The organism is Helicobacter acinonychis (genome assembly GCF_900461455.1).
GTDB classification, from domain to species: Bacteria; Campylobacterota; Campylobacteria; order Campylobacterales; family Helicobacteraceae; genus Helicobacter; species Helicobacter acinonychis.
The window spans coordinates 992,465-1,007,658 of sequence record NZ_UGIA01000001.1; the positions used below are offsets into that span (position 1 = coordinate 992,465).

General features: G+C 39.1%; 12 protein-coding genes and 2 tRNA genes. 7 read left to right on the forward strand and 7 right to left on the reverse strand.

Going from position 1 to position 15,194, the window contains the following annotated elements:
* Positions 1-60: 60 nt before the first annotated feature.
* Both DYI00_RS04755 and DYI00_RS04760 read left to right on the forward strand, forming a co-directional pair.
* Positions 61-145, forward strand: a tRNA-Leu gene (locus DYI00_RS04755).
* Positions 146-490: 345 nt separating this feature from the next.
* Positions 491-1,909 carry an outer membrane family protein gene (locus tag DYI00_RS04760; RefSeq protein WP_104709255.1) on the forward strand — a complete coding sequence of 473 codons (1,419 nt, stop codon included), beginning with the start codon at positions 491-493 and terminating at the stop codon, positions 1,907-1,909.
* Between the two features lie 485 nt (positions 1,910-2,394).
* Here the strand turns inward: DYI00_RS04760 and DYI00_RS04765 are convergent, their stop codons facing one another.
* Complete coding sequence (locus DYI00_RS04765; protein WP_011577358.1) at positions 2,395-4,458, reverse strand: carbon starvation CstA family protein; 2,064 nt, start codon at positions 4,456-4,458, stop codon at positions 2,395-2,397.
* 191 nt (positions 4,459-4,649) lie between these two features.
* Between DYI00_RS04765 and DYI00_RS04770 the strand changes: the two genes are divergently transcribed.
* The 5 genes from DYI00_RS04770 (at position 4,650) to DYI00_RS04790 (ending at position 8,268) form a co-directional block, all read left to right on the forward strand.
* On the forward strand, positions 4,650-5,303 hold the full coding sequence (locus DYI00_RS04770; protein WP_041600177.1) for an amino acid ABC transporter permease: 654 nt from the start codon (positions 4,650-4,652) through the stop codon (positions 5,301-5,303).
* A gap of 1 nt (position 5,304) precedes the next feature.
* Entirely contained in the window at positions 5,305-5,976 is a 672-nt protein-coding gene (locus tag DYI00_RS04775; RefSeq protein ID WP_011577356.1) for an amino acid ABC transporter permease, read from the forward strand.
* Between the two features lies 1 nt (position 5,977).
* A complete protein-coding gene (locus DYI00_RS04780; protein WP_011577355.1) occupies positions 5,978-6,724 on the forward strand; it encodes an amino acid ABC transporter ATP-binding protein in 747 nt (248 codons plus the stop codon).
* Positions 6,725-6,773: 49 nt separating this feature from the next.
* Positions 6,774-7,607 carry a transporter substrate-binding domain-containing protein gene (locus tag DYI00_RS04785; RefSeq protein WP_104709256.1) on the forward strand — a complete coding sequence of 278 codons (834 nt, stop codon included), beginning with the start codon at positions 6,774-6,776 and terminating at the stop codon, positions 7,605-7,607.
* Between the two features lie 100 nt (positions 7,608-7,707).
* On the forward strand, positions 7,708-8,268 hold the full coding sequence (locus DYI00_RS04790; RefSeq protein ID WP_011577353.1) for a hypothetical protein: 561 nt from the start codon (positions 7,708-7,710) through the stop codon (positions 8,266-8,268).
* 278 nt (positions 8,269-8,546) lie between these two features.
* On the opposite strand, the gene DYI00_RS04795 is transcribed toward DYI00_RS04790, so the two are convergent.
* From DYI00_RS04795 to DYI00_RS04820, 6 genes are all read right to left on the reverse strand, one after another.
* The gene (locus tag DYI00_RS04795) at positions 8,547-9,770 is read right to left on the reverse strand and encodes a sugar MFS transporter (RefSeq protein WP_011577352.1); all 1,224 of its coding nucleotides are present in this window, start codon (positions 9,768-9,770) and stop codon (positions 8,547-8,549) included.
* A gap of 127 nt (positions 9,771-9,897) precedes the next feature.
* Positions 9,898-11,205, reverse strand: coding sequence for an NCS2 family permease (locus tag DYI00_RS04800; RefSeq protein WP_011577351.1), 1,308 nt, complete (start codon positions 11,203-11,205; stop codon positions 9,898-9,900).
* Positions 11,206-11,653: 448 nt separating this feature from the next.
* Positions 11,654-12,355, reverse strand: a complete 702-nt coding sequence (deoD, locus tag DYI00_RS04805) for a purine-nucleoside phosphorylase (protein WP_011577350.1) — start codon at positions 12,353-12,355, stop codon at positions 11,654-11,656.
* Complete coding sequence (locus tag DYI00_RS04810) at positions 12,352-13,593, reverse strand: phosphopentomutase (protein WP_104687395.1); 1,242 nt, start codon at positions 13,591-13,593, stop codon at positions 12,352-12,354. Before DYI00_RS04810 ends, deoD begins: the two co-directional genes overlap by 4 nt.
* Before the next feature lie 11 nt (positions 13,594-13,604).
* Positions 13,605-14,861 carry a NupC/NupG family nucleoside CNT transporter gene (locus tag DYI00_RS04815; RefSeq protein WP_011577348.1) on the reverse strand — a complete coding sequence of 419 codons (1,257 nt, stop codon included), beginning with the start codon at positions 14,859-14,861 and terminating at the stop codon, positions 13,605-13,607.
* A 106-nt stretch (positions 14,862-14,967) separates the two neighbouring features.
* Positions 14,968-15,045 (reverse strand) — tRNA-Met (locus tag DYI00_RS04820).
* Between the last annotated feature and the right edge of the window lie 149 nt (positions 15,046-15,194).

The following is a 15,194-nucleotide window of genomic DNA, read 5'->3' on the forward strand; positions in this document are numbered from 1 at the left end:
AAAAAACTAGAATGTCGCTTCTTTATTTTCTATTCTTATATTATATATACGCGATGGTGTGCGGAAGTGGCGAAATTGGTAGACGCACTAGACTTAGGATCTAGCGCCGCAAGGCATGAAGGTTCGATTCCTTTCTTCCGCACCACGACTTTAGTTTTTCACTTACCGCTTATTGTGATAGCTTGCTTTAAACTTGTTTGATTACCATAATCTTTAACAATATTACCCAACCACCAAATGAAAAAGCGTTGTAAAGCACTTATATGTGGAAACCATCATAATGGGTTTAGCGCTGCATGTTAGCCATTAAAGTTCAAAAAAGAGTATATTTTTCACAAATTAAATTTTTTTGGCGTTTAAAATCCATTTTTCTCATCCTATGCATTACTTTACATACTACAATACTCTAAATTTAAGAATAATAAAAACCAAAGAATAGATTTATCATTAAGGGCGTTTGTGTTTATCAATCTCATTTTAGGAGGTGCTCATGAAAAAATCATGGCAGGCGTTTCTATTCTGTGGAGCGGTTTTTAACGCTTCTTTGCAAGGTTTTGAAGCCAAACTCAATGGCTTTGTGGATCAATCTAGCACGATTGGTTTCAACCAACACAAGATTAATAAAGCAAGAGGCATCTATCCTATGCAACAATTTGCAACGATTGCGGGTTATTTAGGGCTTGGTTTTAACCTACTACCTAAAAAAGTGTCCGATCATGCCTTAAAAGGCAAAATAGGAGGCATGGTAGGGTCCATTTTCTATGACGGCACGAAGAAGTTTGAAGACGGCTCTGTGGCTTATAATCTCTTTGGTTATTATGATGGGTTTATGGGGGGTTATACAAATATCTTACAAACCGATGATTTAGCGACAGCAAACAGAAAATACAACGAAAATGTCCGCAACTATGTCTTTAGCGATGCGTATTTAGAATACAGCTATAAAGATTATTTTGAATTTAAAGGTGGGCGCTATCTCTCCACCATGCCTTTTAAGAGCGGTCAAACGCAAGGCTTTCAGGTCTCTGGGCAATACAAAAAAGCACGCTTGACTTGGTTTAGCTCTTTTGGGAGGGCGTTCGCTTATGGCTCGTTTATGATGGATTGGTTTGCCGCTAGGACCACTTATAGCGGTGGCTTTACCAAAAACGATAAAGGGGGTTATGACAAGCATGGGGAGAAGGTGCTTTATGGCACGCATGCGGTGCAGCTCACTTATAATCCACAGCGTTTTGTTGTAGAGGCTTTTTATTACCTTTCGCCTCAAATTTTCAACGCTCCAGGCGTTAAGGTTGGTTGGAACTCTAACCCTAACTTTAGCGGCACAGGCTTTCGCTCGGATACGACTATCACAGGGTTTTTCCCTATCTACTACCCTTGGATGATCGTTAAGGCTAATGGGAGTCCGGTGTATAGATACGACACCCCAGCCACTCGATATGGGCAAAATCTCATGATCCGCCAACGCTTCGATATAAACAATTACAATGTATCAATCGCCTTTTATCAAGTCTTTCAAAACGCTAATGGTTGGATAGGCAACATGGGGAATCCAAGCGGTGTGATGACTGGGAATAACAGCGTCTATGCGGGTTTTTCAGGCACGGCTCTTAAAAGAAACGCTTCTACGATTTTAGTGTCTTGTGGGGGTGCTCATTTTGTGAAAAAATTCACATGGAAATTCGCTACGCAATATTCCACTTCTGTGGTTTCTTGGGAGGCGAGAGCGATGCTCTCTTTAGGGTATAAATTCTCTGAATACTTGAGCGGTGGCATTGATCTTGTGTATTATGGCATACACACCAATAAAGGCTTTAAAGCCGGTGAAAATGGGCCTGTGCCTAAAGACTTTCCGGCTCTTTATTCTGATAGGAGTGCGTTATACACGGCCTTGGTAGCGTCTTTTTAGATGCTACGAATAACAAAATAATAGCATGCGTCTTTCTAGCGCTACTCTATGATATGGTAGCGTGTTTTTTAGATGCCGATAACAAAATATGGTAAGCATCCTTTTTTAAATGCTTACTCCTATAATTAGGTATCTTCGGTGCTATCTCTCTAATCTCTATAATGCAAAATAATGCAAAACTCAAGCAAAAACTCTTTTTGTAAATCGCATAAGCAAAAATTCATAATCTTTAAAATCTAAAAAATGTTTTTAGCATTTTTTATTGAATAGTAAAGAACTTGATTTTAATCAAGCGATAACCTCTTCAAAAAGCGCTCTTTGGTTAGGGAGATCTTAAGGCGTTAAGGAAAGAATTATTTCAAAACCCCCCTATTATCCCCTTAAAGGTTATAAAAAGGTTACAAATATAGCAAAAGTTTAAATGATTTTATAGCTCTTTATAAGATTTTATAGGTTTGCAATAAGGGGGTTTAAACCCCCTTTATTCAAGTGGCTTTAATATAAGGGGTTTCAGCCAGCGGTGGATAAATTTTATTTTTAAAATACGCGTTTGAACAAATCCTAACGCTTACAACTAACACCAACAACGCTACAAACATGAAAAACACGCACAAAATTGCATCAATCATGTGGTTAAAAAAGGATTTTTGGAGTGTTTTGAGCGCTTTTTCATCGGTAGTGATCGCTATTTTTTCTTTAATGATTTGCATTTGAGCCACATGCGAAACATTATTAAGCACGCTATCATCACTCTTTGGCATCACCTTTAAAATACCGCTATAAAAAGTGATAGCCAAAATCAAGACTGCCGGCAAAACGCTTATCATCGCCCCTTTAAAACGCCCCATTTTAAACAACACCACCGTAACCAACAACAACGCCATGCCCGCTAACATCTGATTACTCACGCCAAATAAAGGCCATAGCGTATAAATCCCCCCTTTAGGGTCAATCGTGCCTTGATACAAGAAATACCCCCACCCTACCACGCACAAAAGAGTGGCAAAAATCCCAGCCTTATAAGAGCTAAGATCGCCCAAAGGCTTATAAACATTACCGAGCAAATCTTGAATCATAAAGCGAGCGGTTCGTGTGCCTGCATCCACGGCGGTTAAAATAAATAAAGCTTCAAACAAAATCGCAAAATGATACCAAAACGCCATCACGCTTGGATCCCCTAAAATGTGATACACGATCATCGCTAAACCAATCGCAAAAGTGGGTGCCCCACCGGTGCGGCTCAAAATAGAGCTTTCGCCAATGTTTTTGGTCATTTCATTGATTTCTTCAGCACTAATGCTAAAACCCCATGAGCTAATCACCGAAGCCGCATCAGCTATATCTTTACCAATGCTCACTTCTGGCGAATTGATAGCGAAATAAAGCCCTGGGTGCAAAATCCCTGCACACACTAACGCCATAAGAGCCACAATACTCTCCATCACCATAGAGCCATAGCCCACTAGCCTTGCATCGCTTTCTTTAGCGAGTATTTTAGGGGTCGTGCCTGAAGAAATTAAGGCATGAAAGCCACTAATTGTCCCGCAAGCCACCGTGATAAACAAGAAAGGGAACACACTTCCTGCAAACACAGGTCCACTGCCATCTACAAAGGGCGTGATTTTAGGGATTTGTAAGGGTGGAGCGACAAAAATAATAGCTACAACCAACACCCCTATAACGCCAATTTTTAAAAAAGTGCTTAAATAATCTCGTGGAGCGAGTAAAAACCATACCGGCAAAATAGAAGCCACAAAACCATAACCCATGATCATCCACGCTAAAGAGCTAGCGTCAAAAGTGAAGATTGACGCTAATTTAGGATCTAAAGAAACATATTTACCCGCATAAATCGCTATAAGCAACAGCACAAAGCCAATAACAGAAACTTCTAAAATCTTATGCGGTCTGAAAAATCGCATGTAAATCCCCATAAGAATCGCAATGGGAATAGTCATTGCAATCGTAAAAAAGCCCCAAGGCGAATGCGCTAAAGCCTTGACGACCACCATCGCTAAAATCGCAATGATAATAAGCATGATCCCCAAAATGCCTAAACTGGCGATCATTCCTACGAATTTACCCATTTCAAGCTTGATCATTTCGCCTAAAGACTTGCCATCGTGCCTAATGGACGCAAAAAGCACGACAAAATCATGCACACAACCCCCTAAAACCGAGCCTATCAAAATCCATAAAATAGAGGGCAAGTAACCCATTTGAGCGGCTAGTATCGGACCTACTAAAGGGCCAGCCCCAGCAATAGCGGCAAAATGATGCCCAAAAGTGATCGCTTTATCCGTAGGCACAAAGTCCTTGCCATCATTTCTTATGCATGCAGGCGTGGCTCTGTTGTCATCTAGCTTTAACACCCTATAAGCAATAAAATGGCTATAAAAACGATAGCCTATGCTATAAATACAAGCGCTCGCTACTACAAGCCATAGTGTGTTGATGCTCTCACCCTTATGTAGGGCTAGCACCCCTAAACAAATCGCCCCTAAAATAGCGACAAAAACCCAAGCCAAAGAAACTAAACTTTTTTGCATGTCCTCTCCATTTAATGATTGTTGTTGCTTTCAGCCGTTTTTTTATTATAATTCAGATTTTCTTTGGAGTAGAAGCAAAAGATAGCTCATGGATTTTTTATTGAAGGCTTGAGTTTATCCAAACGCCTTTTAGTAACAATTAGAACATGGGCTATTTTTAAACACTTTAGGGCATTCATTAAGGCAAAATAATGGCATTAGACTGGGATTTTATGTATCGCTCCATCCCTGCGTTTCTTAAGGGATTAGAACTCACGCTTTATGTTTCTTTCTTTGGGATTTTACTCTCGCTTATCGTGGGGTTTTTGTGTGCGGTTATTTTGTATTTTAAAATGCGCTTTATCTCTCCTATAGTTTATATTTATGGTGAAATCGCTAGGAACACGCCCCTACTCATCCAGCTTTTCTTTTTGTATTATGGGTTGAATGCAATCGGTTTGAGCGCTTTAGAATGTGCGATTTTAGCGTTAGGGTTTTTAGGTGGGGGGTATATGAGTCAAAGTTTTTTGCTTGGGTTTAAGAGCTTGGCTTCCATTCAAAGAGAAAGCGCTTTGAGTTTAGGGTTTAGCCCTTTGAAGCTTTTGTATTACATTGTTTTACCTCAAAGCTTGAGCGTTTCTATGCCTTCCATAGGGGCGAATGTGATTTTTTTACTCAAAGAAACTTCTGTGGTAGGCGCGATAGCCTTAACTGATATTATGTTTGTGGCAAAAGATTTTATTGGCATTTATTATAAAACGACTGAAAACCTTTTAATGTTAAGCATCACTTATTTGATCGTTTTGCTCCCTTTGAGCGTTTTATTTGTGATCTTAGAGCGTTTTTTTAAAAAGAAAGTGGCTTAAAATGGGGGTTTTATTAGAGTTAGATAACCTTAAGCGTTTGTTAGAGGGGTTTGAAATCACTCTTTTAATCGCTCTTAGCTCTGCAATTGTTTCAATCATTTTTGGGGTGCTTTTGGGGAGTTTGATGGCGTTTGGCTCTCAATTTTTAATTTTTATATGCCGTGTGTATTTGGAAAGCATTCGCATTATCCCACTTTTAGCATGGCTGTTTATCGTGTATTTTGGGTTAGCGAGCTTGTTTGATTTGCATATTAGTGCAATTTTGGCGAGCATTGTCGTTTTTAGTTTGTGGGGTAGCGCTGAAATGATGGATTTAACCAGAGGGGTTTTAACTTCCGTGAGCAAACACCAAGTAGAAAGCGCTTTGGCTTTAGGCATGGATTCAAAAAGGGTTATTTTTAACATTATTTTCCCCCAAAGCTTTTTGTCTTTATTGCCCTCAATTCTTAATTTATTCACGCGCATGATTAAAACCACGGCTTTAGTCTCTCTTATTGGAGCGATTGATTTATTAAAAGTAGGCCAACAAATCATAGAGCTTAACCTCTTGCGCATGCCTAATGCGAGCTTTGTGGTTTATGGCGTTATCTTAATGTTTTATTTTAGTTTATGTTATAGTTTGAGCCTATATAGTTCCTATTTAGAAAAAAAATTCCAATACATTAGAGGGTAAAATGAGCGTGATTTTAGAAACCAAAGGGTTAAAAAAAACCTATCAAAACCATTTGGTTTTAGACGGCATTAATTTCACTTTAAATAAGGGTGAAGTGGCAGTGATTTTAGGGCCTAGTGGGTGTGGGAAAAGTACTTTTTTAAAGTGTTTGAATGGGCTTGAAAAGATTGATGAAGGTGAAATTCTTTTTGAAAACATTAACCTTAATACGCCAAGCACTAACTGGAATAAAATGCGCCAAAAAATAGGCATGGTGTTTCAAAATTATGAATTGTTCTTGCATTTAAATGTGCTGGATAATATCTTGCTCGCTCCTTTAAAAGTGCAAAAACGCTCCAAAGATGAGGTCATTTCTCAAGCCATAGAGCTTTTAAAACGAGTGGGTTTGGAGCATAAACAAAAAGCTTACCCTAAAGAGTTGAGCGGTGGGCAAAAACAGCGAGTAGCGATTGTGCGTTCTTTATGCATGCAGCCAAAAATCATGCTTTTTGATGAAGTAACCGCCTCTTTAGACCCTGAAATGGTTAAAGAAGTTTTAGAAGTGATTTTAGAATTAGCTAAAACGGGCATGAGCATGGTGATTGTAACGCATGAAATGAAATTCGCCCAAAAAATCGCTAGTAAAATCGTGTTTTTTGATAGCGGTAAGATCGCTGAAGAAAATAGCGCTAAAGAGTTTTTTAACCACCCTAAATCTCAAAGAGCGCAAAAATTTTTAGAAACTTTTCATTTTTTAGGGAGTTGTTAAATAAAGTTTGCTAAAAAGATGCTTTTAATTTTCAAAAGAAGGTGGTTTCATGAAAACCAATAAGCTTTTTAAGGCATGGGGACTATTTTTAATTTTGATCGCTTTAGTCTTTAATGCATGCTCTGATAGCCATAAAGAAAAGAAAGACGCTTTAGAAGTCATTAAACAAAGGGGGGTTTTAAAAGTGGGGGTTTTTAGCGATAAACCTCCTTTTGGCTCTGTGGATTCTAAAGGGAAATATCAAGGTTATGATGTAGTTATCGCTAAACGCATAGTGCTTGATTTATTGGGCGATGAAAATAAGATAGAGTTTATTCCCGTAGAAGCCTCAGCTAGGGTGGAATTTTTAAAGGCCAATAAAGTGGATGTTATCATGGCTAATTTCACGCGCACTAAAGAAAGAGAAGCGGTCGTAGATTTTGCTAAGCCGTATATGAAAGTCGCTTTAGGGGTTATCTCTAAAGATGGGGCGATTAAAAATATAGAAGAGTTGAAAGATAAAGAGCTTATTGTGAATAAAGGCACGACAGCAGATTTTTATTTCACTAAAAATTACCCCCATATCAAACTTTTAAAATTTGAGCAAAACACAGAGACTTTTCTAGCCCTTTTAAAAGATAAGGCTATCGCATTAGCCCATGATAACACTCTCTTACTCGCTTGGGCGAAACAACACCCTGAATTTAAATTGGGTATTACAAACCTTGGCGATAAGGATGTGATCGCTCCAGCGATTAAAAAAGGCAACCCTAAACTTTTAGAATGGCTGAATAATGAAATTGATTCTCTCATTTCTAGCGGCTTTTTAAAAGAAGCTTATCAAGAGACTTTAGCACCCATTTATGGGGATGGAATCAAGCCGGAAGAAATTATTTTTGAATGATTTTTAGGCTTTGCTTGACAGAGTGCGTTTTTGTTGCTAGGATCATGGGTCTTTAACTCTGTATTTTTGAAAGATTTATTTTATTTGAAAAGGATTATTTGTGAATGATTTTTCTTGTTATAAGCGTTATTTAAAATCTTCGTTAGTTGGGTTGCTAGGCGTGGGGCTTTTGAGTGCTCAACTTAACGCTAGGAGCTTTATTGATGGGGATTTAGACATTCAAAAATTCAGCTATGAAGATTCTTTGCTTAAAAAGGGGGATCCTAATGGCGTGCATAAAGTGCAGGTGCGTAACTATAACGGCAAAATGGAAGAAGTTCAAATCCATTCCGAAATACGCATCAAGCTTAAACCGGGGGTTAATCAAGAAGTTAAAAAAGGCAAAATTTATAGCGCTCAAATCAATGAAGGCATGTGCTATGCTTTTAGAATGCTCCAAACCGGCGACACTACAAGCCTTGATCCTAAAGAATTCCCCAAACAAAGCCGTGAGAAAAAAGGCAGGGTAGTCACCTTAATCGGTCAAAATGAAGTGCCCTATCTTATTTTAGAAACGGATTGCCAACTAGAAGATATTGCAAAGCTCTCTTTAGTGGGTAATTTTGATGGCACTGGGTTTCTTACGGAATACAAATTCAAAGACGCTAAACCCATTTACTAGTCTTCTTTTTAGCTTCATTCTTAAAAATCTCTTAGTCTTTTGATGACTAGGAGGTTTTTATTCGTTAGGGGTGTTTGTGAGTGCGTCTTAAAATTTTAAAAATTTGCATGCACTACCAACAAATAAAACTTAATATTTTTTAAAATGAAATTTTAACCACTCTGTGGGGTTTTACTTGACTAGCGTCAAGCTCTTTTGTTTTTGTTTTAAAAATGCTGTTAGTATTTTTTAAGCTTTCAAAAGTAAGCAAAGAAAAATAAAAAAGAAACCCCCTTTTTTTAGGAGTTTTCTTGTTGTTGATATCCTTTAAGAGCAAAGAACAAAATATAAAAATAGCATAACAACGGCACGCTATAAGCGTAGAGCAAATTCAAATCAGCTGCCGCTAGCTTATCTGTAACCACGCCTTGAATGGGGGGGATTAACGCCCCTCCCACAATTGCCATGCTGATCACTCCAGAAGCCTTAGAAGTGAGATGCCCTAAATTGAGCGTGGCCAAAGAAAAGATGGTAGGGAACATGATAGAGTTAAAAAAACCCACAAAAGTCAAAGCAAATAGAGCGATCTTACCTCCAATGAGAATGGCTAAAGCGATAAGAACAATAGAGCTTAAGGCGTTGAAAGCTAGGTATTTATTAGGAGCGATTTTATTCATCAGCACACTACCTAAAAAGCGCCCTACCATCGCACCTCCCCAATAATACACCAAGTAATGCGCACTTGTTTGAGCGTCTAAATTTAAAAGCTTTTCAAAGCTCAACACCAAGAATGAGCCAATCGTAACCTCTCCTCCCACATAAAAAAAGATCCCTAAAGCTCCAAAAACAAAGTGTTTGTGCGAGAACAGGCTTTTTTGCGTCGTCTCTTTAGGCATTTCTTTTTCCACATTAGGCAATTTTAAAAGATACATGATGAGCGCTAAAAGGAGCGAAAACGCCGCCAAGCCCAAGTAAGGCATTTGAACGCTTTTAGCGTCCGCCAATTTGTCTATCAAGCTTGAATTATCGCCCATTTTAGTCGTGCTAAAAATCAACAAGCTCCCAAAAATAGGCCCTAAAGTCGTGCCAAGCGAGTTGAACGCCTGGACTAAAACCAAGTTTCTGGCTTCTTTACCCTTTGAAAGCAAGGTTACGAAAGGATTTCCGGCAGTTTGCAAGCACACAATCCCACTCGCTAAAATGAACAACGCCCCTAAAAACACCTTATAAGAACCTAAATGCGCCGCCGGATAAAACAACGCACACCCACTCGCCGTGATCACAAAGCCAAGCACCACGCCAAAAGGGTAGCCGATTTTACTGATCACATTCCCAAAAACTCCCCCCATGATAAAATACGCCCCAAAAAAGCAAAACTGGATGAGCGAGGCTTCAAAATAGGTCAAGTCAAAAATGGGTTTTAAATGCGGAATTAAAATGTCATTTAAAACCGTGATGAAACCCATTAAAAAGAATAACGCCGTCAAGCTCGTCAGCGCCAAAGTGTTAGAAGTCTTTTGCATACCTTCTCCTTATGATTGAGTTACTATAATCATAATGCTATTGTGAGTGTTTTAGGATAATAAACGATTTAAAATGAGAAAAAGAGCCAAGAAGTGGGTAAAAAAAGCAAAGCCCCTTAAAAAGAGCTTAACGGAAAATGAATACAGAAAAGGAAATGATACAAAGAGTGATGATGCCAAAATTGATAGCCTTAAAGTCTTTTTGGACTAACTTAATGATGCCATAGGACAAGAAACCAAAGGCTAATCCGTCGGTGATAGAGAAGGTTAAAGGCATCATCACCACGGTTAAAAAAGTGGAAACGCTAACGGCCATGTCTTTGAAATTCACGCCCTCTAATGCACTAAACATCAAAACCCCTACTATCACAAGCACCGGATAAATCGCGTTGCTAGGAATGGCTTTTAAGAGAGGTAAGCAAAAGAGTGTTGAGACAAAAAACAACCCAGTAAAAACCGCGGTAAGCCCTGTGCGCCCCCCTTCTTCAACCCCACTCGCGCTCTCTATAAAAGCTGTCGTGGTAGAAACGCCCACCACCGCACTCGCTAAAGAAACCGCTGCGTCCGCTTCTAAAGTTTTTTCTAAATCCTTGTTTGTCTCTTTGTCATTAAAGAAACCAGTCCTATGGCCAATCCCTGCAAGCGTGCCTAAAGAATCAAACAAATCGGTTACAAAAAAAGTGATAATAACCGGCACTAACGCCAAAGTGAAAGCCCCGCTCGCATCAAAAAAAACGCCTTTAATGTCTAGTTGCAAGGCGATAGGGCTAATACTAGCGGGCATGGAAAAAATTTCGGTGGGGTAAGGATCTATCTTAAAAACCCATGCGAAAACAGAGACTATCAGCACCGCTAGGATAAAAGAGCCTCTAACTTTTAGCGTGTAGAGTGCAAAAGTTAAAATGATCCCAAAAACCCCTAATAGCACATGCGGATCGCTAAAATCGCCTAGAGTGACAAGCGTGGTCTTATGGGTGACTACAATATGCATTTCTTTAAGACCAATAAACGCGATAAAAGCACCTATCCCCGCGCTCACCGCACGCCTTAAATCGCTAGGAATGCTTCGCATGACCCAACTTCTAAATTTGGTGAAAGACAAAACCACAAAAATCGCTCCAGAGAGCGCTACGATGCCTAAAGCGCTCTGCCAAGGGAGTTTTAACCCTTGAACTAGCCCAAAGCTAAAATAAGCTGACAACCCTAATCCCACGCTCATAGCGATGGGGGTGTTTGCCCATAGCCCATTAAACACGCTTGATAAGATAGTGATGATAGCGATCGCACTTAAAAGGGCTTCATAAGGCATGTTGGCGTGAGAAAGGATAAGAGCGTTTAAAGGCACGATATAGACCATGGTGATAAAGGTCGTTAAACCTGCTCTAAACTCGGTAGCAATGTTAGTGTTGTGTTCTTTAAGCTTAAAAAACCCCATGTTAGATAACTCCTTACTATTTGGTATAGATTAATTTAATAAGGGGCTTTGGGGTTATATTACCACTTTTATTTTAAAAATTGCCTTAAGGTATTTACTTGTTTTGTTTAGATTGAAAGAAGCGGGTAAAAACCTTTTTAAGCTAACTTTAATTTTTTAATTTGATTTCATATTGGTTTTGGAAAGATTGTTGTAAAATAAACACCCCCATAAGTGCAATTATGGGAATAACCTTTACATAAGGAGTTTGCCATGAACGACAAAAATGGCAAAAACTCCTAGAGAACATTATGCCTTGAAATTTCTTTTTTAGGGTTTAAAGTGATTGTTTCGTTAGAAAGATAGCTTTAGTTTTTCCAAAGCTCCCTTAAGGCTTTTAACTTTAAGGGTTTTCCTTAAAAGTTTATCCTTAACTTATGGGGGCAAAAAATAAAGTTTAAAAAGATCGTTAGCCCATCATCTCTAAAGCTAGAATGATCATGTTGTTAAAACTTTCTATCCTTTCTTTAGGACTTAAGGCTTCTTTAGTGATCAAATGATCAGACACGGAGCATAAGCATAAAGCTTTAGCACTTAATTCCATCGCCGTGGCGTATAACCCTGCCGCTTCCATTTCAATACCCAAGTGGTTGTATTTGGCCAACAAATCAAAGGCATGCGTTTCAAAAGAATAGAAAAAATCGCTCGTAAAAATATTACCCACTTTCAAGTCAATTTCCAAACGCTTTGCCGTTTGATACGCCCTTAAGCTCAATTCAAAATCAGGCGTTGCACTCAAATCATGGTTCAAGAAACGGATCCGATTGGTTTTAGAGTCCGTTGAAGCTCCAGTAACCATGATAATGTCTCTCAAGCCGACCTTCGGGCTGATCGCCCCACAAGTGCCAATCCTTAAAAGCTCTTTAACTTGATAGGTTTTAACCAACTCTGTAACATAAATCGTGCATGACGCAATGCCCATGCCATGCCCCATTAAAGAAATTTCCTTCCCCTTATACTTCCCGCTAAAACCGAGCATGTTACGCACATTCGTGATCTCTCTAGCGTCTTGTAAAAAATTTTTTGCAATATAGCTCACCCTTAAAGGATCGCCGCATAAAATGCATTGAGGATGAAAGTCGCCGATTTTGGCGTTAATGTGAGGGGTCATGGTTGTCCTTTAAAATTCAATAAATTTTTGCCATAATCTAGGGGGCTTAATCCCAAAAAATGAGCGATACTCTGCCCAATATCCGCAAAAGTCTCGCTCCTGCCTAAAAAGGTCGGTTGTAAATCTTTGTGATACATCAAAACAGGAATATATTCTCGTGTGTGATCTGTGCCCTTAAAACTAGGATCACACCCATGATCAGCGCAAAGAATGAGCAAGTCATTTTCTCTTAAACTTTCTAAAATCTCTTTTAAGTACGCATCAAAATATTCTAAAGCGTTAGCATACCCAATCACATCACGCCTATGCCCATAATCGCTATCAAAATGCACAAAATTCGTAAAAATCAAGCTATTGTTTTGGGCGTTTTTGACCTGCTCTAAAGTTACATCGCACAGCTCCATCAAACTACCGGCTTTGAATTTTTGAGTGATCCCCACATGGGCGTAAATGTCAGCGATTTTTCCAATGCTAATGACTTCGCCTTGTTTTTCTTCAATGAATGTTTCAAAAAGCAATTTTTTATGAGGCTTTATCGCATAGTCTTTGCGGTTGGAAGTACGTTTGAAATTATCTTTATTTGTGCCAATAAAAGGCCTTGCGATCACTCTGGCGATTTTTAAAGGCTCTAAAATTTCAAACACTTCTTCACAAAGGGCGTATAACTTATCAAGCCCAAACTTTTCTTCATGCACAGCGATTTGAAACACTGAATCCGCTGAAGTGTAAAAAATGGGGTACAAAGTTTCTAAATGCTTTTCGCCTAAATCTTTAATGATTTCAGTCCCTGATGCGTGGCAATTCCCTAAATAACCCTTAATCTTGGTTTTATGCATAATTTCATCTAAAATTTCTTTAGGGAAAGAATTGTTTTTATCTTTAAAATACCCCCATTCAAAAAGAATGGGTGCACCCATCATCTCCCAATGCCCAGAAATCGTATCCTTAGCACTAGAGAGTTCTTGAGCGTAAGCGTAAGCCCCTATTAAGTTGGGATGAGAATCAAAACCCAAAGGCAATTCATTCGTGGCTTTTAAAGCGCTCAAGCCTAAACCCAAACTCTCTAAGTTAGGCAGTTTTAAAGCCCCATTGCGATCATTAGAATCAGCTAGGTTGTTAAAACAAGCCTTAGCGATATTGCCTAAAGTGTTCGCCCCCAAATCGCCAAAATCTTTAGCGTCTTCACTAGCCCCTATACCAAAAGAATCTAGTAATAAAACCACCACTCTTTTTTGCATGTCTTGTCCTTTTAATGGCTGTTTAGCTCTATGAATAGCCCAGCGATAGTCGCGCTCATGAAATTAGAAAGAGTGCCTGCAAGCACCGCTCTTAAAGCGAGTCTTGCAATGAAATCTTTCTTTTTAGGCACTAAACTACCAAGCCCTCCAATAAGCATAGCGACTGAACTTAAATTAGCAAACCCACACAACGCAAAAGTGATGATGGCTTTAGTTTTCTCGCTCAAGATTAAAGGAGGGTTATCGCCCAAATAAGGCAATAATTGCATATAGCCCACAAATTCATTGAGAGCGATTTTAATGCCTATGATTTCTCCGGCAATCCCAGCTTGACTCCAAGGAATGCCTAACATAAAGGCTAAAGGTTTTAAAAGCGTGCCTAAAACCACCCCTAAAGACAAATGCTCCATGCCCAAAAATCCCCCTATAACCCCTAAAAGCCCATTAATGAGTGCAAGCATCCCCACAAAAGCTAAAAGCATCGCCCCCACATGCAAAGCCAAATGAAGCCCTGTGCTTGCCCCATTAGCGATAGCTTCTATAACATTGACATGCTTTTCCACAGAAATATCTGCATGGTTAGAAATTTTTTCGCTTTGTGGGTAGATGATTTTAGCGAACAACAAACCCCCAGGAGCGGACATAAACGATGCAGCGATCAAATAAGGCAAAGGAATACCCATGCTCGCATACCCAGCCAACACAGGCCCTGCAACGCTCGCCATACCCACGCACATGACCGCAAAAATCTCTGAATCACTCATGCTTTTCAAATAAGGTTTAATGACTAGGGGCGCTTCGGTGTGCGCGACAAAAATATTAGCCGCTGCACTCATGCTTTCTGCTTTAGAAGTGCCTAAACATTTTCGCAACGCCCCACCGATAAGATTGATCACTAAAGGCATGATTTTTAAATAATATAAAAGCGAAATCAAGCTGGCAAAAAAGATGATTATCGCTAAAACATTGATCGCAAAAATAAACCCACCTATCCCTTGATCGCCTTTAGCGTTTGGAGCGAGATTGCCAAACAAGAAGCGCACCCCCTCATAGCCGTAACTAATCACGCTTTGTATGCCACCCGCTAAACCTTGTAGCATTTCTCTGCCTAAAGGCACATACAAAGCAAACGCCCCTAAAACCACCTGGATTACAAACGCACTGATAATCGTGCGATAATTAATAGCCCTTTTATCGCCAGAAAAAACCCAAGCAATAAGAAAAAGCACCGCCATCCCTACAACACTAAAAAGAGAGCTAGAAATCATCGTCAAATCCCTATAAGAAATTTAAAAGATGCAACACTACTATTGTAGTTTAGATTTTCTAAAAAAAAGATTAAATGGAGTTTAAACGAAAATTAAATCAAAATCATGGTGTCAAGAGGGGGACTTGAACCCCCGACCTCCGGCTTATGAGACCAGCGCTCTAAACCAGCTGAGCTACCTTGACACAAGCAAATATTAAAATTATAAAAAATTAAAGAAGAGATTGTACAAAAAAATTTCTTAAAAATCCATTAAACTTTTATTATCAATCCTACTTTCCTAAATTAATGATAAAAATTGGATATTTTCTTGTAAATTGGATATTTTCTTGTA